Below are 19,642 nucleotides of genomic sequence, written 5' to 3' on the forward strand. Positions count from 1 at the left end.
GCGGTACGGATCAGCGCAGCGGATGGATCCGCGCGTCCCGGGCCGCGACGGCGGCCATCCGGGCCCGGTACTCGGCCCGGCTGATCTGCCCCGACCGCAGCCGATCGAGCAGTGTCCCGCCCGGCTGGGGGTGCGGTGTGCGGACGGGCTGCGCGGGGAGTGTCAGCAACGGCCCCAGGCACGGGTCGACCCGCCGGCCCGGTGAGCCACCGGGCCGGGGAACACGGTCGCTGAACGCCAGGGCCAGCGCGCCGGCCACCCGGACCAGCAGCAGCACCGCGGCGATCAGGAGCAGAGCGGTCATCGTCCCTCCAGGATGCCACGCCGGACGGCGGGAACCCCCGGCGTGCTCAGCTCAGCCGACCAGGAAGACCGGGCAGAGGGCGCGCTGCGGCAGCAGGTGCGCGGCCGGCCCGAGCAGGGTCGGGACGATCACCTCGTGCCGGCTGCGCCCGATCACCACGGCGGCAGCCCGGGCGGACTCCGCCAGCAGCGCCGACGCCGGGTCACCGGACATGATCCGGTGGTGCACCCGGACGCCGTCCCGGTCCTCCAGGCGACGGGCCAGGTCCATCCGGTCTCCCACGATGTGCAGCTGGGTGACGTCGCAGCCACGGACGCGCGCCTCGGCGTACGCGAACTCCGCCGCCGCCCGCGCCGGCGCCGAACCGTCCACCGCGACCACCAGCGGCCTGGCCCCGAACTCGGGACCGGCCGGCCACCCGGGCATCCGGACCACCAGGACCGGCCCGGCGTGGTGGCGGCCCACCCGGTCGGCGACGCTGCGTCCCAGGGCGGTCGAGGTGGCGCCGTGCCGATGGCCGACCACCAGCAGGTCGGCATCGCCGGCCGCGGCCAGCAGCAGCTGGGCGGGGTGGGCGCCGACGGCGAGCCGGCTGCTCACCACGACCGCCGGAGCGCTGGCGTGCACCCGGTCGGTCAGCCGTCGCAGCAGGGATTCTCCGGCCTCGTCGGCGCCGGTGCGCCGGACGTTGACCAGCCGCAGGGCCCAGCCGTGCAGCTCGGCCTCGATCGCGGCGTGGTCGACCGCGATGCTGCTGATCGGGCTGTCGTCCACCCCGACCAGGACCGTGCCATCGGTGACGGTCGTGGTGACCGGCGCGCCTGCCGTCGTCTTCACCGGCACGACAGCGTAGGGATCCGGGTAGCTCACCGCCCCCAGATACCGGTTGATCATCTCACCGAAGCGGTTCGAGCCCGGGTCACGGCGTGCCACGGTCTCCGCCCGGAATCGGTCGAGGTTCTTCATGGCGGCACCTCCCGACAATGCCGGGGACGCCGGCAAGGCTACCGGCGCCTCCATCTCTATGTCAGCACCGGAACACCCGCCGCGACAGTGTCTTTCGACCCGTCGGGGCCGGGCCCGTCGAGAAGCCGTATCCCGGCCACGCCGGGCACGGTGTGGGCCAGCAGCGACACGACCTCGCGCTGCTGCTCGTTCGGGAACCCGCCGGCGACGGTGGCGACGCCGGCCGTCACCCGGGCAGTCCACCGGCCGCGGTGGCCGGCGTAGTCGTCCAGGCGCCGTTGCACGTCCGCGGTGAGCGCGTCGTCGTCGCGGACCACCGCGGTCAGGATGTCGCGGCGGCTGACGATGCCGACGACTGTGCGGCCCTGCACCACCGGCAGGCTGCGCACGTCGTGGTCGAGCATCAGCTGCGCGGCGTCGGCCAGGTCGGCGCCGGGGGTGGTGGTCACCGGGTACGCCGACATCACCTCCACCACGACGCCGGGCCGGTGCCCGGGATGCGGGCCGGTGTCGCGATGTCGGGCCGGGTCCGCCAGAGGTTCGGCGGGCACCCGGTGCCACAGCAGATCACTGTCGCTGACCATGCCGATCAGCAGGCCGTCGGCGTCCAGCACCGGCAGCGCGGTGACCTCGTACGTGGTCATCAGGGCGACCGCGTCCTCGATCGGCGCGTTGTGCCAGACGACCTGGACCGGGCTGGTCATGATGTCGCGGACTCGCATGATGGCGCCTCCTCAGGCCGGATTCCGGTTCCGCGGCGGCGTACCCGCGCGCGGTAGAGCTCGTCGACGCCCCACACCAGCACCGGGAACGGGGCGAGGAACGCCAGTGCGGCGCCGCTGAGCGCGGCCGTGCCGAACACGGCCTGCAGCGGCGGCAGGTAGATCAGGGCGGCGGCGAAGACCAGCTCGAACGCGATGCCGCCGAGCAACAGCCGGTTGCTGAACACGCCGATGGTCCGCAGCGCGGCATGGTCGGTGCGCGAGGCGAACGCGGTGCCGATCTGGCAGGCTACGATGCCGGCGAACGTCATCGTGGTGGCCCGGGCGTAGTCGGCGGCGGGCAGCGTCACCCCAGGCTGCCAGCCGGCCCGCCACAGGCTCCAGAAGAATCCGGCGGTGACCAGGACCGCCGAGGTGAGCCCGAGCAGCCCCCAGGCCCGCCACAGCAGCCGGCGGTCGATCACTCCGGCCTTCGGCGACCGGGGCGGCCGGCTCATCAGGCCTGGTTCGGCGCGTTCCCGCCCCAGCGCGAGCGCCGGCAGCGTCTCGGTGCCCAGGTCGATGGCGAGGATCTGCAGCACGGTCAGCGGCAGCGGAACGGCGCCGCCGGACCACGCGAAGATCAAGAACGGAACGACCTCCGGTACGGCGTGGGCGAAGATGTACAGCACGAACTTGCGGACGTTGTCGAAGACCCGCCGTCCGGCCTCGACCGCGCGGACGATGGTGGCGAAGTTGTCATCGGTGAGCACCATGGTCGCCGCCTCGCGGGCCACATCGGTGCCGGACCGGCCCATCGCCACCCCGATGTCGGCGCGGCGCAGCGCCGGAGCGTCGTTGACGCCGTCTCCGGTCATCGCCACGATGTGCCCGTGCGAGCGCAACGCCTCGCAGACGCGCAGCTTGCCCTCCGGCGAGGACCTGGCGAACACGATCTCCCGCCCCTCCTCGAGCAGGTGATCGAGTTCGGCGTCGCCCATCGCGTCCAGCTCGGCGCCGGTCACCACCCGCTGCTGCCCGTCGCCGATCCCCACCTCGGCGGCGATCGTCGCCGCGGTCGCCCCGTAATCACCGGTGATCACGTGCACGGTGATCCCGGCCCGGTGCGCGTCGGCGACCGCCGCGGGCACCGCCTCACGCGGCGGGTCGACCATGGCGACCAGCCCGAGCAGGGTCAGCCCGGTCTCGGCGGTCTCCCGGCCGGCGGCCAGCAGATCCGCGCCGGCGACCCGCTCGGCGACGGCGAGCACCCGCAGGCCCGCGTGGGCATACCGGTCCTCGGCCGCCAGCACCTCGGCGCGCACGGTGTCGGTGAGCCCGACCGGGCGGCCTGAGCCGTCGTGGACCCGGGTGCACAACGGCAGCACGGACTCCGGGGCCCCCTTGGTGTGCAGGCGGCCACCGGTCACCGTGGACATCCGTTTGGTCCGCGGGTCGAAGGCGTACAGGCCGGTACGGGCGGCGTCGCGGGCGGTCGCGCGGACCGGCACGCCGATCGCGGCGGCCAGGTGGATCAGCGCCAGCTCGGTCGGGTCGCCGCTGTCGGCCGGGGCGCCGTCACCGGACGGATGGGCGGTCGTGCAGGTGGCCGCAGCCAGGGCCAGCGCGCGGGCCGGGCCGTCGTCGCGGACGGTCGTGGCGTCCCGTTCCCCGCCGGTCAGCCAGAGCCGGGTGACCCGCATCCGGTTCTCGGTCAGGGTGCCGGTCTTGTCGGTGCAGATCACCGTGGTCGAGCCGAGCGTCTCCACCGCGGACAGCCGCTTGACCACCGCACCGGCCCGGGCCAGTTCCCGGACACCGGCGGCGAGCGCGAGGGTGATGGTCGGCAGCAGGCCCTCGGGGACGTTCGCAACGATCAGGCCGATGGCGAAGCTGATCGCGGCCGCCCAGCCCAGCCCGGCCAGCACGCCGATCGGCAGGAACGCGGCGCCGGCGGTGACCGCCACGGCCGCGATGATCCAGGTGGCCCGGCGCACCTGCCGTTCCAGCGGGCTCATCTCGGCCCGGCCGCGCTGCGACAGGGCGGCGATCCGCCCGATCTCGGTGTGCATGCCGGTGTGGGTCACCACCGCCCGGGCCTGTCCGGCGGTGCAGGACGTACCGCTGAACACCAGTTCGCGGGCCTCCAGCAACGGGCCCGGGACGAGTGCGGTGTCGGCGGCACGGACGGCCGGGACAGACTCGCCGTTGAGCGCGGACAGGTCGACCGCCACGCTCCCGTCGATCAGGCGGGCGTCGGCGCAGACCCGGTCACCCTCGGCGATCTCGATCACGTCGCCGGGGACCAGGTCACGGGCCGGGGCCTCGACCAGCACACCGTCGCGCAGCACTCGCGCGGACAGCGGCAGGAAGGCGGCCAGCGCCTCGACCGCGCGTTCGGCCTGTTGCTCCTGGACGAACGCGAACGCGGCGTTGAGCAGGATGACCGCGACCACCGCCGCGGCCAGCGCCGGGCTGTGCCCGGCCCAGGCGAGCACCGCGGCGATCATCAGCAGCACCGCGAGCGGCTGGGTGAACTGGGCGAGCAGCTGTCTCGGCCAGTGACGGGTGTGCCGCCGGGACAGTTCGTTGGGGCCGTACACCGTGAGCCGGCGGGCCGCGTCCCGGGATCGCAACCCGGTCGGTCCGGAGCGCAGGTGCCGGAAGAGTTCGGTCGGCGGGCGCCGCTCGTCGACCTCGGCCGGTGCCGTCGTCGTCTGAGCCATGACTTCAACGTTCGCCGCGCGGCCCGGCCGGGGTCAGGGTCGAACGGCCCGGTTCTCCCGGGCCACCGGACAGACGGGCACCGGCCGGCGCGGTGCGCCGGCCGGTGCTCAGCGCAGCCGGATCACTTCTTGGTGATCGCGATCTGCCGGCCGGCCGGTTGCGGCGCGGTCAACGGCACCACGATCTCCAGGATCCCCTTCTCGTACGCCGCGGTGATGGCGGACTCGTCGGCGTGCGGCGGCAGCCGCAGCGAACGGTGCATCATGCCGTACCGGAACTCCGAGCGGCCCGCGCTCACGTTCTCCTCGCGCCGTTCCGCCTTCACGGTCAGCACGCCGTTGAGCGCGGAGATCTGCACGTCCTTCTCCGGGTCCAGCCCCGGCAGCTCGGCTCGCAGCACGTACTCCGTGTCGGTCATCCGGTCCTCGATCCGGAACGCCGGCAACGGACGCGGGAAGTCCACCTCCAGCCAGTCGGTCATGTCCCCGAACAGCCGGGGCAACAACGATGTCATCTCCCTGACTCCTCTCCTGCTCGTCCACCCCGGTCGCGCGGCACGCGGACGGGGCGCTGTCACCAGGTCCCCCGGACCACCACCACGGGGCAACGGGCGTGCCGCACGCACTGCTGGCTCACCGAGCCGACCAGCGCGCCGGTGAGCGTGCCGTGCCCGCGGCAGCCGACGACCAGCAGAGCGGCCCGCGCGGACGCGTCGATCAGCACCTGGGCCGGGTGTCCCGGCACGATGCTCTCGGCGATCTCGAGGTCCGTCGGCTGCTCGCCGAGGACGTCACGCGCCGACGCGGACAGCACCTTGCCGGCGGCCGCGGCGAGATCCTCGTCGTACGGGAGCGCCGGTGCCCACCCGTGCAAGGCCGGGATCTCCCAGACGGCGATCAGGTGCAGGCGCGCACCGGTGTGGCGGGCCTGGGCGGCTGCCCAGCTCAGCGCACTCCTGGCCGGTATCGAGCCGTCCACACCGACCACGATGTCGCCGGTGCGGACGTCAGCGGGATCCACTTGCACGAAACCGTGACATCACGCGCCTCCGGGGTTCCTGACGATTCCAGCATCCGTCGTTTCGGGCGCGGGCGGCCAGGGTCGTTCGGCCCTGCCCGGTCCCCTCCCACCCGCACGACGATCGAGAGGAAGGACGTGTGAGAGGAGGGAGATCATGCAGACTCCGGCCATCATCGTCGGCGCCGACGGCACGGCGTCCGGAACGGCGGCCGTCACCTGGGCCGCCCGCGAGGCCGCACGCCGGCACTTGCCGCTGCGGATCGTCCACGCGCTGGAGTGGGACTGGGCGGTGGCGCGGTACGACTTCGGCGGGGAATACTTCGAGTCCGCTCGCCGGGGTGCCCGGTCCCTGATCGGGGAGGCCAACCGGACGGCGGCCGAGGCCGCGCCGGGCGTGACCATCGACGCGCAGATCCCGATCGGCCATCCGGTGGCCAAGCTGCTCAACTCCTCGGTGGGCGCCGCCGCACTCGTGGTCGGCGACCGCGGTCACGGCGGGTTCGCCGGGCTGTTGCTCGGCTCGGTGAGCCTGCGGGTGGCGGCGCACGCGCACTGCCCCGTCGTGGTGGTGAGAGGCCGCACCGACGCCGGTCAGGGCCCGGTCGCGGTGGGCGTGGACGACTCGGTGACCGCCGACGCCGTGCTGGACGCCGCGTTCAGCGCGGCCGCCGCACGCGACACGAGCCTGGTCGCCGTCCGCTCCTACCTGCCGTCGCTGCCGGCGCACTTCGGCAACCTCCCGGTGTCCGGCATCGAGACCCCGGACCAGGACACCGCCGAACGGGATCGGCTGACCCAGCAGCTCACCCCCTGGCAGGCGAAGTACCCCCAGGTCACGGTGGAGACGCTGCTCTCGCACGAGAGTCCCGCGGCGGTGCTGACCGAGGTGTCGCACGGCACGCAGCTGATCGTCGTCGGCAGCCACGGTCACGGCCTGCTCAGCCGGACGTTGCTCGGCACCACCGGCACCCAGCTGCTGCACCACGCCGACTGCCCGGTGCTCGTCGTCCGGGTTTGATCAGCGGGCCGGGGAGTTCTCCGGCAGCAGGACGGCCGCACCGTTGACCCGGTCGGCGGCCAGATCCGCGAGAGCGTCCGCCGCCTGCGCCATCGGGTACGCGGTGACCCGCACGTGCAGGCGGTGCCGGGCGGCGACGGCGAGCAGGTCCCGCCCGTCGGCCCGGGTGTTGGCGGTGACGCTGCGCAGCGTGCGTTCCTGGAACAGGTCGCGGTCGTAGTCCAGCGACGGGATGTCGCTCAGGTAGATCCCGGCCACCGCCAGCGTCCCGCCCCGGTCCAGGGCGCGCAGGGCGACCGGCACGAGGTCGCCCACCGGCGCGAACAGGATCGCGGCGTCGAGCGGCTCGGGCGGTGCGTCGTACGCCTCACCCGCGGAGTGCGCGCCCAGCTCCAGCGCGAGTTCCCGGGCCGCCGCGGAGCGGGTGAGCACATGCACCCGGGCGCCCCCGGCCAGCGCGATCTGCGCGGCCAGGTGTGCCGAGGCGCCGAAGCCGTAGACACCCAGCCGTCCGCCGGGTGGCAGGTCGGCCCGGCGCAACGCGCGGTAGCCGATGATCCCGGCACACAGCAGCGGCGCCAGCTCCTCGTCGCGGTAGCCGTCCGGCAACCGGTACGCGAACGCGGCCGGCACCACGGCACAGCCGGCGTACCCGCCGTCGGCGTCCCAGCCGGTGTAGCGCGACGCCGGGCAGAGGTTCTCGGCGCCGGACCGGCAGTAGCGGCACTCGCCGCAGGTGTGCCGCAGCCAGGCCACCCCGACCCGGTCACCGGGGGCATACCCGGTGACGTCCGAGCCGGTCTCCAGCACGTGCCCGACGATCTCGTGACCGGGCACCACCCGGGGCCGGTGCACCGGCAGCTCCCCCGCGGCCACGTGCAGATCGGTACGGCACACCCCGCACGCGTCCACCGCCAGCAACAACTCACCCGGCGCCGGGCGGGGCGCCGGCATGGCGACCCGCCGGAGCGCCTGCCGGACGTCCGGCCCGGGCTCGACCACCTGCCAGCCGTACAAAAGTCGTCTCCTAATTAGCTGCTCAGGTGCACCGGCCGATGAGTGATCTGCTCGATGTCGCCGGCTGCCGCGTCCAGCAGCTGGTACGCCAGGTCGGCCAGGGCTCGTGCGGAGGCCAGCTCGTCACCGATCTCGGGCACCTCGCGGTCGCGGGGCGCGCGGTGGGCGGTGCCCTCGCCACGCACCTGCGGGCGGGCCTCGGTCCGCAGCACCGCGACGGCACGGGTGCGCCGTTCGTCCTCGTGCTCGGCGATGGTGATCTCGACCGTCCAGGTCCGGGTGTGCATCGTCGTCACCTACCTCTCTGCCGTCCTCTCCATCTCTCCCATGACAGGCCGGGGCAGCCGGGTCCGGACAGTGCCATTGGTCCCCACCCGGACCGGCTCATCGCGTCGACGCCGGCGGGCCCTCGTGGCCGCCGCGGGCGAACATCCCGGCCAGCACCGGTCCACCGACGATCAGGGTCAGCCAGACGAGGCCGATGGAGATCACTTCGAAGTGGTAGTCCAGCCGTTCCCGATAGACCGCGGCGAACACGATCAGGACGCTCAGGGTGGCCGCCGCGCCGGCGGCCAGGATCCAGCCCGCTGCCCGACCGGCCCGCGACCGCTGCCGGAGCAGGGCGTAGCCCAGGAACGCGAAGGCCACCGCGAACTCGGCGTAACCGGCGTTCTCCAGGCCGATGAAGACGCCGTGCGGGTTGTACTGGGACAACGGCGACAGGCCCGCGGTCTCGCCGGCGAGCAGGCCGGGTTGCAGCACGGTCAGCTGCAGCGCGTAGTCGAGCACGAGGGTGCCGGCGCCGATGGCCGCCAGGCACAGTCCGGCGCGGCTCGCCCACCGCCGGGCCGCCGGTGTGGTCACGTCCAGGCACACGGCCAGCAGCACGGCGAACAACGCGGTGATGACGGCCGGGTACATCCAGAGGTAGTCGCGGGGCACGAACGCCGCGGCGTCGAGGTACGGATACCGGACGCAGTCACCGGTGCAGTTCGGACCGGACCGGACGGGTGTGGTGACACCGGCCGCGAGGGAGATCGCAGCGGCGGCACCGGTCCCCGCCGCGACCGTCGTTCCGACTGCTCGGGGCAGCATGCTCGTCCTCCGTCCTCGGCCGGCTCACGGCAACCAATCACCGGCGCCGCACAGGCCCAGCACGAACCGCACCGGATCACTCACGGCCACCAGCACCACGTCGAACTCCCCCGCCACGGCGCGACGCCGCAGCCGGAGAAGCTCCCCGACACCCGCGGCGCCGCAGAACGTCACGCCCCGCAGATCGAGCTCCACACGGCGGACCGGTGGCGCGAGCAGCACCGAGAGCCGTTCGCGGAACCGGGCAACGCCGAGTATGTCGAGGTCACCGGTCACCCACAGCCGCAGGATGCCGTCGTCGCGCTGAGCGCCGACGACCCGCAGACGCCGGTCCACACCATCCTCACGTGTCATGGCGGCCGCCCGGTGACGCCTTCCGGTGTACCCGGTCCGTTCTTTCAGTGCCCGGCGCCGCGGAGCGTGTACAAGCGCTGCTGATACTCCTCTGCGTCGATCTCGCCACGGGCGAACCGGTCCGCGAGGACCTGCTCGGCGCCGAGACGACCGGGGCGCGGCGGGTTCCAGGCGAAGAGACCGACGAGGGCGATCGCGAGCACCCCCAGCGATAGCAGGATCATGACCCAGCCCGATCCCATTCCCAGCATATGCGGCGAGTTGTACATCATGGCCATACCTCCTCAGGCTCTACCGCCAGCGTCGATCGGCTGCCATCGCGGTACCAAGGGCCAGACGTCCCTCGTACACCGGGAAGGAGTCCTTCGGCCCCGAGGTGACGGACCACGGACCGTATCCGCGTACGATGACTGCTCCATAACGTACGGTTATGGAAAAGGCCTTCGCGTCTTCTGATCACCGCACGGTCGCGGTCGGCGTCGACGGCACCCCGGCCTGCCCGGCCACCGTCGAGGTGGCGGTGGCCGAAGCCGTCCGCCGGTCGGCGCGACTGCTCATCGTGCACGCCTGGCCCGGCCACTATCACGGCCCGTTCCGCGGCCAAGGCCCGCATCGCGGGGTGGCGCAGGGCAGCCGGCTGCTGACCTTCGCCGCCGAACACGCCGCCTCGGTCGATCCGGGACTGGTCGTCGAGACCGAGCTGCGGCCCGGCCTCCCCGGCGAGGCGCTCGCCGACTGCTGCCGGGACGCCGGGCTCCTGGTGGTCGGACACCGGAACGGGCAGATCAATCGCGCCGACTGGGGTTCGACCGCTCGCCTGCTGGCCCGTGGCTGTCCGTGTCCGTTGCTGGTCCACCGCGGCCGCGCCGACCCGCGGGGCCCGGTCGTCGTCGGCGTCTCGGGGCGCCCGGCCGAGCCCGCCCTCGGGTACGCCTTCGCCCAAGCCGCCCGATCCGGAGCCGACCTCGTGGTGGTCCACGCGTGGCGGCAGCCGCCGGACCGCGCGGAACGACACCCGTTCCCGGTGGCGCGCGCGGATCCGCAACGCGCGGCAATGGCGGAAGCCCTGGCCGGGGCGCTGGCCGAATGGTCCTGGCAGCTGCCTCAGGTGCCGGTCACCTCGATGATCGTTCCCGACCTGGACGTGCCCTACACCCTGCAACGGGCGTCGCGTCGCAGCCGGCTGCTGGTCGCCGGCACCGGTGGGCGCGGGCGGCTGAGCGAACTGATCGGCGAGCAGGGCTGCCGGGTGGGGAGTCATCAGGGGCTCTGCCCGGTGCTGCTCGTCCCGCCGGACTGGCCGGTGGAAACGCCGACGGCACCGCACACGGCGGGTGCCCGGGTCTGCGGGTGAGCCGGCCGGGACAGGACGGGACCTGTGACCCTGCCCGGCGGGGATCGCGGGGATGACGCTGGACGCACAGGACGGCTGAGTGGAGGAGACAGCCATGAAGAACCATCTGATCGTCGTGGGCGTGGACGGCTCCGACAGCGGCCGCCGCGCGCTGGAGTGGGCGGCCCGGGAAGCCGCCGGGCGCGACACCGCCGTGCAGGCCGTGCTCGCCTGGTCCTGGGACGGTGTCGAGGCCGACGTGCTCACCGCGACCTCGCCCGAGGAGGAGCACCGGCAGGCCACCGCGGTGCTGGAACGCCAGGTCCAGGCCGTGATCGCGGAACACGGATCGCACCTGCCGATCGCGGCCGAGACCGTCGAGGGCCGGCCGGCCGATGTGCTGATCGCCATGGCCCGCGGCGCCGACCTGCTGGTGCTGGGCAGTCACGGGCACAGCCGGCTGCGGCACTCCGTGCTCGGCTCGGTCAGCGAGGCATGCATCCGCAGGGCCACCTGCCCGGTGGTGGTCATCCCGACCCATCTCGGGGAATCGGTGCCGGACCGGGAACCGGCGGTGCGCGCCGCCCAGCGGTAGACGGGGAACAGGCAGCCGGCGCCCCGCGACGGGCGCCGGCGCCGGGGGGGAGGCCGGATGGTGAGGGGACGATGACCCGGCATCCGGCGTACACGGTGCAGCCGTGGCAGGTGCGTGAGACGTACCTGGACGACGCGCTGCTGGCCCGATCGGAATCGGTCTTCGCGCTGTCCAACGGGCACGTCGGGCTGCGCGGGAACCTTGACGAGGGCGACCCGCACGCCATGCCGGGGACCTATCTCAACTCGTTCTACGAGTTGCGGCCGCTGCCGTACGCCGAGGGTGGATTCGGCTATCCGGAGTCCGGGCAGACGATCGTGAACGTGACCGACGGCAAGGTGATCCGCCTGCTGGTAGACGACGAGCCGTTCGACGTCCGCGACGGCTGGCTGCTGCGCCACGAGCGCGCACTCGACCTGCGCGACGGTGTGCTGCGCCGCGAGGTGGAATGGGAGTCCGGGGCCGGCCGGCGGGTACGGATCCGATCGACGCGCCTGGTCTCCTTCACTCAGCGTTCCATCGTCGCGATCGCCTATGAGGTGACCCCGGTGGACAGCCCGGTGCGGGTGATCGTCCAATCCGAGCTGGTGGCGAACGAGACGCTGCCGGGCCCGCTGCGTGACCCCCGGGTGTCGGCGGTGCTGCGGGCGCCGCTCGTGGCCGAGGAGCAGGGCACCGGCACGACCGGCGCGCTGCTGATGCATGTGACCCGGGAGAGCGGTCTGCGGCTGGCCGTGGCGATGGATCACCTCGTGCAGGGCCCGCCCGGCACGCGGTACGACACCGAGGCCGAGCCGGATCTGGCCCGGACCACGGTGGCCTGCCGGCTGGTTCCGGGACAGCGATTGCGCCTGGTCAAGCTGGTGGCATACGGCTGGTCCAGCCGCCGCTCCCGGCCCGCGATCCGGGACCAGGTGGTCGCGGCGCTCGCGGGCGCCCGGATCGAGGGCTGGGACGGCCTGCTCGCCGCGCAGCGCGCCTACCTCGACACGTTCTGGGACGGCGCCGACATCGAACTCGACGGCGACGCCGAGGTGCAGCAGGCGGTCCGGTTCGCCATGTTCCACGTGCTCCAGGCAGGGGCGCGGGCCCAGAAGCGGCCGATCGCGGCCAAGGGGCTGACCGGGGCGGGCTACGACGGGCACGTCTTCTGGGACACCGAACGCTACGTCCTGCCGGTGCTGACCTACCTGCAGCCGCGGGCCGCGGCCGAGGCGCTGCGCTGGCGCCACGCCACCCTGGACCTGGCCCGGGAGCGGGCCGCCACCCTGGGCTGGGCCGGCGCGGCGTTCCCGTGGCGGACGATCCGCGGGCACGAGTGCTCCGGCTACTGGCCGGCCGGCACCGCGGCCGTGCACCTGGGCGCCGACATAGCCGACGCGGTGGTCCGGTACCTGAACGCGACCGGCGACACCGCGTTCGACCGGGACGTCGGCGTCGAACTGCTGGTGGAAACCGCTCGGCTGTGGGTCTCGTTCGGCCACTACGACCGGCACGGCGCCTTCCACCTGGGCGGGGTCACCGGGCCGGACGAGTACACGGCGGTCGCCGACGACAACGTCTACACCAACTTGATGGCCCGGCGGAACCTGACCGCGGCCGCCGACGCGGCGGCACGTCAGCCGGACCGGGCCGCGGCGCTGGCGGTGACCGGGAAGGAGGTCGCGGCATGGCGGGCCGCCGCCGCGGCGATGAGCATCCCGTACGACGACGAGCTCGGCGTGCATCCGCAGGTGCGCGGGTTCACGCTGATGAAGGAGTGGGACTTCGCCGCCGCCGGGCCTGGCGACTACCCGCTGATGCTGCACCACCCGTACCTCGACCTGTACCGCACGCAGGTGGTCAAGCAGGCGGACCTGGTGCTCGCCCTGCACTGGTGCGGCGACGCCTTCGACCCGGCGGACAAGGCCCGCGACTTCGCCTACTACGAGCGCCGTACCGTGCGGGACTCCTCGCTGTCCGCGTGCACCCAGGCGATCCTGGCCGCCGAGCTCGGGCATCTGGAGCTGGCACACGACTACATCGGCGAGGCGGTGCTGATGGACCTGCACGACCTGCACCGCAACACCCGCGACGGGGTGCACATCGCGTCGCTGGCCGGCGCCTGGCTGTCCCTGGTCGCCGGGCTGGGCGGGATGCGGGATCACGACGGCGCGCTGTCCTTCGCGCCCCGGCTGCCCCGCCGGATCGACCGGCTCGCCTTCTCCCTGCTCTGGCGGGGACATCGTCTGCACGTGACGGTCCGGCCCGGCGAGGCCGTCTACACGCTGCGAACCGGTCGCGGCGACGCCGAGCTGACCCTGTCGCACCACGGCGAACGCCTGGTCGTCACGACTGCGGCACCGGTACGCCGCCCGATCCCGCCGATCACCCCGCTGACCGGCACACCGGTGCAGCCGCCCGGACGCGGCCCGGCCCACCGGTCCGATCTCGTCCGGTGATCGGCGCGGGCGTCACCACGAGGGCCGTTCGGCCCACACAGTCAGGGACACCAGCCCGGGTGACCACGGTGCCCGGCGGCGAATAGTCGTTCATAGAAGCGCATCTGTGAGGAGGAGACCATGACCACCACCGGCCGCGACGCGGCCCACACTCTCGAACACGCCCCGGTTCCCGGATCCATGCTCACCACCGCCGCGGCCCGCGGCCTCGCCGTGCTACGCATCTCCACCGGGTTCGTCTTCCTCTGGGCGTTCCTCGACAAGACCTTCGGCTGGGGCTACGCCACTCCGTCCGCCAACGCGTGGATCGACGGCGGCTCCCCCACCAAAGGTTTCCTCTCCGGCGTCGACGCCGGCCCGTTCCAGGGCTTCTTCCACGACATCGCCGGACAGGGCTGGGCCGACTGGCTGTTCATGATCGGTCTGCTCGGCATCGGCGTCGCCCTGATCCTCGGCATCGGCATGCGCATCGCCGCCGTCGCGGCCACCGCCATGATGCTGCTCATGTGGTTCGCCGAGTTCCCCCCGGCCAAGACCGGCACCAGCGGCGAGGCCACCCACTCCACCAACCCGATCATCGACTACCACATCATCTACGCCCTCGGCGCGATCGTCACCGCCCTCACCTACGCCGGACACACCTGGGGCCTCGGCCGCCAGTGGGCCAAGCTGCCCCTCGTCCAGCGCTACCGCTGGCTGATCTGACGCCAAGTACACCAACAGGCCGGCCGCGGGAGCGGCCGGCCGCTCGTGTTCCCGCCTGCCGCGATGGCCAACGGCCCGCCCGGACGGGACCTCCCGCCCTGCCGCACCGGGCCGGCATCGATCGACGATGAGGGAGGACGAGAAGGAGGAGAGATGCGAACCCCCACCATCATGGTCGCCACCGACGGCGCCGCCAGCGGAGAGGCGACAGTACGGTGGGCGGCCGCCGAGGCCGCACGCCAGCACTGCCGGCTCTCCGTGGCGCACGTCCTGGACTGGGACTGGACCATGGCCCGCTACGACATTCACGGTACGCAGGCGGCGACGGTCCGCCGGGCGGCGGAGGACGTCACCGCCGCTGCCACCGCCGCCGCCCGGGCCGCCGCGCCGGACGTGCCGGTCACCGGGGTCACCCTGGTCGGCGACCCGGCCGCCCGGCTACTGGCCGCCGCGGCCGACGACGACGTGGACCTGCTGGTGCTGGGCCACCGGGGCCACGGCGGGTTCGCCGGCCTGCTGCTCGGCTCGGTCGGTCAGCGCGTCGCCACCCACGCGCCCGGTCCGGTGGTGGTGGTCCGGGGCCGCTCCGGCGCCACCGACGGCCCGGTGGCCGCCGGGGTCGACGACTCGGCCGCCGCCGGCCACGTCCTGGCCACCGCGTTCACCGCCGCCGCCGACCGCGGCACCGGGCTCGAGGTGATCCGTTCCTACCTGCCGGTGGTGCCGTTGCAGTACCACTACCGCGACGTGGCACCCCAGAGCGTCCGGACTCCCGAGCAGGACACCGCCGAACGGGACCGGCTGGAAGCGCAGCTCGCGCCGTGGCGGATGAAGTTCCCGGAGGTGCCGGTCGAGACGCTGCTCTCGCACGACGGCGCCGCCGGTCTGCTGACCGGCGTCTCCCGGAGCGCGCAGCTGGTGGTGGTCGGCAGCCGCGGGCACGGTGTGGTCGCCGGATCGCTGCTCGGATCGACCGGCCTGCAACTGCTGCAGCACGCCGACTGCCCGGTCTACCTGGATCGGCAACGCCGGGATCACCGATGAGCACCGAGACCGTGGACGCGCTCACCGCGGACGGCGGGATCATCTCGATCCGGCCGCTCACCGCCGCTGACCGCCGCCAGGTCACTGTCCTGTACGCCGAGGCGTCCCCGGAGAACCTGCGCCTGCGCTTCTTCGCCACGCCCGGCAGCGCGACCCTGGCCGCCGAGGTGGACCGGTTGTGCCGCCCGGAGTCCGAGCGGCACCTGGTCATGGCCGCTCACCAGGGTGACGAGCTGGTCGGTGTCGCCTCCTGCGAACGCGTCGACGACGAGCCGCGCGCGGAGTTCGCCGTCTTCGTCGCGGACCGGCACCACGGCCGCGGCATCGCGACCCTGCTGCTGGAGCACCTGACCGTCCGGGCCCGGCGGCACGGCATCACCGACCTGGAGGGCGAAGTGCTGCCCGGCAACCATGACATGTTGCGAGTCGCCCGCGACCTGACCTCGCAGGCGCGCAGCAGCTTCGACCACGGCGTGGTCGACGTGCGCCTGCGCACCGGCGACGACGAGGCCACCGAGGAAGCGGTGGACGTCCGCGACCGCGTCGCCGAGCGGGCCTCGCTGCGGGCGCTGCTGAGTCCCGGCGCGGTCGCGGTCGTGGGCGCCGGGCGCCGGCCCGGCCGGGCGGGCCACGAGACCCTGCGCGCCCTGCGGGAGTACGGCTTCACCGGAACCCTGTACGCGATCAACCGATCCGGCGAGCCGGTCGCCGGTGTGCCCGCCTTCCGGCGCCTGACCGACCTGCCCACACCGGTGGACCTGCTGGTCGTCGCGGTGCCCGCTGACCAGGTCGCCGCCGTGCTCACCGACGGCGCTCGGGCCGGGGCCCGGGCGGCGGTCGTGCTCAGCGCCGGATTCGCCGAGGCCGGCGCGGAGGGCCGGGCACGGCAGGCCGCGCTGCTGTCCCTGGCCCGGTCGCACGGCATCCGGCTGGTCGGCCCGAACTGCCTCGGCGTGGTCAACACCGATCCCCGGGTCCGTCTCGACGCCAGCTTCGCCCCCGCTCCCCCGCCGCCCGGCGGACTGGCCGTGGCCGCGCAGTCCGGGGCGGTCGCGATCGCCGTCGTGCAGAACGCCATCCGTACCGGCTGCGGCATCTCGACGCTGGTCTCGCTGGGCAACAAGGTGGATGTCAGCGGCAACGACCTGATCGCCTACTGGTACGACGACCCGGCCACCCGCTCGGTCGCGCTGTACCTGGAGTCGTTCGGCAATCCCCGCAAGTTCGCCCGTACCGTGCGGGCGCTCTCCCGGCGCAAGCCGGTCCTGGCCATCAAGAGCGGCCGGTCGGCCGCCGGGCGACGGGCCGGCGCGTCGCACACCGCGGCCGCCGCGGCGCCGGCGGCCACGGTCGACGCGCTGTTCGCCCAGGCGGGCGTGATCCGCACGGACACCCTCGGTGAGTTGCTGGACGCCGCCCGGATGCTCACCGATCAACCCGCGCCGGCCGGGCCGCGCCTGGCCGTGGTCGGCAACGCCGGCGGCCTCAACGTGCTCGCGGCCGACGCCGCGGAGCCGGCCGGGCTGCAGGTCCCGGCACTGCCCGGACACGTCCGGGCCGAGGTCTCGGCGGTGGCGCCGCACGCCGCCGGACTGGACAACCCGATCGACCTGGGCGCCGGGGCGTCGGCGGAGGCGTTCGCGGCCGTCGCCGAAGCGGTGGTCCGCAGCGGCAGCGCCGACCTGCTGTTGTTCGTCGTCATCCGCACCCGGGCCAACCGGCCGGACTCCATCCTCGCGGCCCTGGCGCCGATCGCCGACCGGTACCCGCACCTGCCGATGGCCGTGGTGCTGACCGGCGGCGCCGGCGACACCCCGCCCACCCTCGCCACCCGCCGGGTGCCCGTCTACGAGCTGCCGGAACACGCGGTACGGGCGATGGGGCACGCCTGGTCGCACGCGCAGTGGCAGCGCCAGCCCCTCGGGCGTCGTCCCGAGCTGCCCGGCATCGACACCGACCGGGCCCGCGCTCTGATCACCAAGGCGATGGCCGAGCAGACCGGCTGGCAGCCGTACGAACGGACGGCGGAGATCCTGGCCACGTACGGCATCCCCGTCCTCACCACCGCCACGGTGTCCGACCCGGACACGGCGGTCGCGGCGGCCGACCGGCTCGGCTACCCGGTCGTGCTCAAGTCGGCGGACCCGCAGGTGGTGCACAAGAGCGACACCGGTGGCGTGCGGACCGGACTGACCGGGCCGGACGCGGTCCGGGCGGCGTGGGCGCCGGTGGCCGCGGCTGGACGACCCGGTGCCGGCCTGCTGGTGCAACACCAGGTCAGCGCGCCGGTCGAGCTGGTCGCCGGCCTGGTCCACGACCCGTTGTTCGGTTCCCTGGTGCTGCTCGGGCTCGGCGGGGTGCAGACCGACCTGCTCGCCGACCGGGCGCTGCGGCTGGTGCCGATGACCGATCTGGACGCCGGGCGGATGTGGCGCTCGCTGCGCTGCGCGCCGTTGCTCACCGGTTATCGGGGCGCGCCGCCGGTCGACACCGGGGCACTCGAGGAGCTGCTGCTGCGGCTGGCCCGGCTCGCCGAGGACCACCCCGAGGTCGCGGAGCTGGACCTGAACCCGGTGCTGGCCGGGCCGGACCTGGTGACGGCGGTGGACGCCAAGCTTCGGCTGGCGCCGGTCGGCGCCGAGCCCGACCCCGTCCTCCGGCGGCTGCGTGCCGCTGATTGATCACCATCGGTCATCGGGGCGGGCCGGAACCGGTGTGTTCCCGGCCCGCCCCGATGAGCTCAGTGCAGGACCTTCTTGAGCACCTTGCCGGCGCCGCTGAGCGGCAGGCTGTCCCGGAACTCGACGACGCGCGGGTACTTGTAGGCGGCCAGCCGCTCGCGGCAGTGCGCGACGACCGCGTCCGCGTCCTGTGGCCGGCCCGGGCGGGTCACCACGAACGCCTTGACCTCCTGACCGAGACGCTCGTCGGGGATCCCGATCACCGCCGCGGTCAGCACGTCCGGATGCTGGTGCAGCACCTCTTCCACCTCGCGCGGGTAGACGTTGTACCCGCCCCGGATGATGATCTCCTTCTTCCGGTCCACGATGAACAGGTAGCCGTCGGTGTCGGCGTAGCCGAGGTCACCGGTGTGGAACCAGCCGCCCTGGAACGCCTCGGCGGTGGCCGCCGGGTCGCCGTGGTAACCCCGCATGGTGTGGTAGCCGCGGGTGACCAGTTCGCCGAGGTGCTCGCGCCCGGGCGGCAGCGGGTGCCCGTCCGGATCCCAGACCTGCACCTCGACACCCCAGACCGGCCGGCCGACGCTGTACACCCGGCGATCCTGCGGGGTTGGGTTGAACGTGATGGTGGCAGCCGTCTCGGTCATGCCGTACCCCTCCAGGATCGGCACCCCGAAGCGCTGCTCGAAGCCGTCGATCACCCGCGCCGCGATGGCATCGCCGCCGGAGATGCAGACCCGCAACGACGAGGTGTCGTACTCCGCGGTGTCCGGGTGGGCCAGCAGGGCGGCGAACATGGTCGGCACGCCGTCGAAGACGGTGGCCCGGTCCCTGGTGATCGTTGTCAGCACGGCTTCCGGGGTGAACCGCGGGACCAGTGACAGCGCGGCGCCGAAACGGATCCCGACGTTCATCGTGCTGGACATGCCGAACACGTGGAACAACGGCAGCACGGTGATCACCACGTCGTCCCGGCGCAGGTCGAACAGCCGGCCCGGGATGTCGGCGTTCATGTAGAGCTGCAGGTTGGTCAGCTCGGCGCCCTTGGGCCGGCCGGTGGTGCCGGAGGTGTAGACGATGGCCGCGACGTCACCGGCGTCCCGGTCGGCGAGCGGCAGCGGTCCCGGGCACGGGGCGGTGAGCTCCGCGAACGGGCGGGCCGCGCCGGACGGGGCCGGGCCGGCCGCGTACAACTCGGTCAGGCCGGCCTCGGCCGCGCCCTTGGCGGCCTCGTCCAGCAGGGCGGACCAGGTGATCAGGACGCGGGCGCCGGAGTCGGCCAGCTGATAGGCGATCTCCGGGGCCCGGAGCATCACGTTGAGCGGCACCACGATCGCCCCGGCCTTCAGGATGCCGTAGTAGGCGACCGGGAAGTCGGGAACGTTGGGCAGTTGCAGGGCGATCCGGTCGCCGGGCCGGACGCCCTGGGCGGTCAGGGCGGCCGCCACCGCGTCCGACCGGGCATCCAGCTCGCCGTAGCTGATCTTGTGCCCTTCGAAGATGAGGGCCGGCGCGGCGGGGTGGGCCACGGCCGACTCCCGCAATATCACGGCCAGGTTCAACATGTCGGCTCCTCTCGGTACGGACTTGATCACGTAGAGGCATTCACCTCCACCGTGACCGTGGTGGACCGGATCCCGG

General features: G+C 73.5%; 19 protein-coding genes. 7 read left to right on the forward strand and 12 right to left on the reverse strand.

The window, feature by feature from the left end:
* Positions 1-10: 10 nt before the first annotated feature.
* The 6 genes from ADL15_RS45820 to ADL15_RS45845 form a co-directional block, all read right to left on the reverse strand.
* Positions 11-304: a hypothetical protein gene (locus ADL15_RS45820; RefSeq protein ID WP_067706106.1), complete on the reverse strand. Its 294-nt coding sequence runs from the start codon at positions 302-304 to the stop codon at positions 11-13.
* 51 nt (positions 305-355) lie between these two features.
* Positions 356-1,270 (reverse strand): universal stress protein, encoded by a 915-nt coding sequence (locus ADL15_RS45825; protein WP_067706108.1) that lies wholly within the window; start codon positions 1,268-1,270, stop codon positions 356-358.
* A gap of 56 nt (positions 1,271-1,326) precedes the next feature.
* The gene (locus tag ADL15_RS45830; protein WP_067706111.1) at positions 1,327-1,992 is read right to left on the reverse strand and encodes a CBS domain-containing protein; all 666 of its coding nucleotides are present in this window, start codon (positions 1,990-1,992) and stop codon (positions 1,327-1,329) included.
* Positions 1,971-4,697, reverse strand: coding sequence for a cation-translocating P-type ATPase (locus ADL15_RS45835; protein WP_067706113.1), 2,727 nt, complete (start codon positions 4,695-4,697; stop codon positions 1,971-1,973). Before ADL15_RS45835 ends, ADL15_RS45830 begins: the two co-directional genes overlap by 22 nt.
* Positions 4,698-4,819: 122 nt before the next feature.
* Complete coding sequence (locus tag ADL15_RS45840) at positions 4,820-5,212, reverse strand: Hsp20/alpha crystallin family protein (protein WP_067706115.1); 393 nt, start codon at positions 5,210-5,212, stop codon at positions 4,820-4,822.
* Positions 5,213-5,271: 59 nt separating this feature from the next.
* Positions 5,272-5,718, reverse strand: coding sequence for a universal stress protein (locus tag ADL15_RS45845; RefSeq protein WP_067706117.1), 447 nt, complete (start codon positions 5,716-5,718; stop codon positions 5,272-5,274).
* Positions 5,719-5,872: 154 nt separating this feature from the next.
* Here ADL15_RS45845 and ADL15_RS45850 point away from each other — a divergent pair, with 154 nt between their 5' ends.
* Positions 5,873-6,736 (forward strand): universal stress protein, encoded by an 864-nt coding sequence (locus ADL15_RS45850; protein WP_067706119.1) that lies wholly within the window; start codon positions 5,873-5,875, stop codon positions 6,734-6,736.
* Here ADL15_RS45850 and ADL15_RS45855 read toward each other — a convergent pair whose 3' ends face one another.
* The 5 genes from ADL15_RS45855 to ADL15_RS45875 all read right to left on the reverse strand — a co-directional run bounded on the left by ADL15_RS45855 (position 6,737) and on the right by ADL15_RS45875 (position 9,474).
* Positions 6,737-7,753, reverse strand: coding sequence for a zinc-binding alcohol dehydrogenase family protein (locus ADL15_RS45855; protein WP_067706121.1), 1,017 nt, complete (start codon positions 7,751-7,753; stop codon positions 6,737-6,739).
* Between the two features lie 14 nt (positions 7,754-7,767).
* Positions 7,768-8,040 (reverse strand): DUF1876 domain-containing protein, encoded by a 273-nt coding sequence (locus ADL15_RS45860; protein WP_067706371.1) that lies wholly within the window; start codon positions 8,038-8,040, stop codon positions 7,768-7,770.
* Positions 8,041-8,137: 97 nt separating this feature from the next.
* Entirely contained in the window at positions 8,138-8,848 is a 711-nt protein-coding gene (locus tag ADL15_RS45865) for a hypothetical protein (RefSeq protein WP_067706123.1), read from the reverse strand.
* A gap of 24 nt (positions 8,849-8,872) precedes the next feature.
* The gene (locus ADL15_RS45870) at positions 8,873-9,202 is read right to left on the reverse strand and encodes an STAS domain-containing protein (RefSeq protein ID WP_083972554.1); all 330 of its coding nucleotides are present in this window, start codon (positions 9,200-9,202) and stop codon (positions 8,873-8,875) included.
* A 44-nt stretch (positions 9,203-9,246) separates the two neighbouring features.
* On the reverse strand, positions 9,247-9,474 hold the full coding sequence (locus ADL15_RS45875; protein WP_157442012.1) for an SHOCT domain-containing protein: 228 nt from the start codon (positions 9,472-9,474) through the stop codon (positions 9,247-9,249).
* A gap of 158 nt (positions 9,475-9,632) precedes the next feature.
* On the opposite strand from ADL15_RS45875, the gene ADL15_RS45880 reads away from it, so the two are divergent.
* The 6 genes from ADL15_RS45880 to ADL15_RS45905 all read left to right on the forward strand — a co-directional run bounded on the left by ADL15_RS45880 (position 9,633) and on the right by ADL15_RS45905 (position 18,001).
* Positions 9,633-10,556: a universal stress protein gene (locus tag ADL15_RS45880; protein WP_067706130.1), complete on the forward strand. Its 924-nt coding sequence runs from the start codon at positions 9,633-9,635 to the stop codon at positions 10,554-10,556.
* Positions 10,557-10,650: 94 nt separating this feature from the next.
* Positions 10,651-11,130, forward strand: a complete 480-nt coding sequence (locus ADL15_RS45885; RefSeq protein ID WP_067706132.1) for a universal stress protein — start codon at positions 10,651-10,653, stop codon at positions 11,128-11,130.
* 71 nt (positions 11,131-11,201) lie between these two features.
* On the forward strand, positions 11,202-13,571 hold the full coding sequence (locus tag ADL15_RS45890; protein ID WP_067706134.1) for a glycoside hydrolase family 65 protein: 2,370 nt from the start codon (positions 11,202-11,204) through the stop codon (positions 13,569-13,571).
* A 120-nt stretch (positions 13,572-13,691) separates the two neighbouring features.
* On the forward strand, positions 13,692-14,276 hold the full coding sequence (locus tag ADL15_RS45895; protein WP_067706136.1) for a DoxX family membrane protein: 585 nt from the start codon (positions 13,692-13,694) through the stop codon (positions 14,274-14,276).
* A 153-nt stretch (positions 14,277-14,429) separates the two neighbouring features.
* Positions 14,430-15,320 carry a universal stress protein gene (locus ADL15_RS45900; RefSeq protein ID WP_067706138.1) on the forward strand — a complete coding sequence of 297 codons (891 nt, stop codon included), beginning with the start codon at positions 14,430-14,432 and terminating at the stop codon, positions 15,318-15,320.
* On the forward strand, positions 15,317-18,001 hold the full coding sequence (locus tag ADL15_RS45905) for a bifunctional acetate--CoA ligase family protein/GNAT family N-acetyltransferase (protein ID WP_067706140.1): 2,685 nt from the start codon (positions 15,317-15,319) through the stop codon (positions 17,999-18,001). The genes ADL15_RS45900 and ADL15_RS45905 overlap by 4 nt, the downstream gene beginning before the upstream one ends.
* Positions 18,002-18,060: 59 nt before the next feature.
* Here the strand turns inward: ADL15_RS45905 and ADL15_RS45910 are convergent, their stop codons facing one another.
* Positions 18,061-19,566, reverse strand: a complete 1,506-nt coding sequence (locus ADL15_RS45910) for a long-chain-fatty-acid--CoA ligase (RefSeq protein WP_067706142.1) — start codon at positions 19,564-19,566, stop codon at positions 18,061-18,063.
* Positions 19,567-19,642 lie beyond the last annotated feature (76 nt).

Origin of the sequence: Actinoplanes awajinensis subsp. mycoplanecinus, from assembly GCF_001509495.1 — a bacterium.
GTDB classification, from domain to species: domain Bacteria; phylum Actinomycetota; class Actinomycetes; order Mycobacteriales; family Micromonosporaceae; genus Actinoplanes; species Actinoplanes palleronii.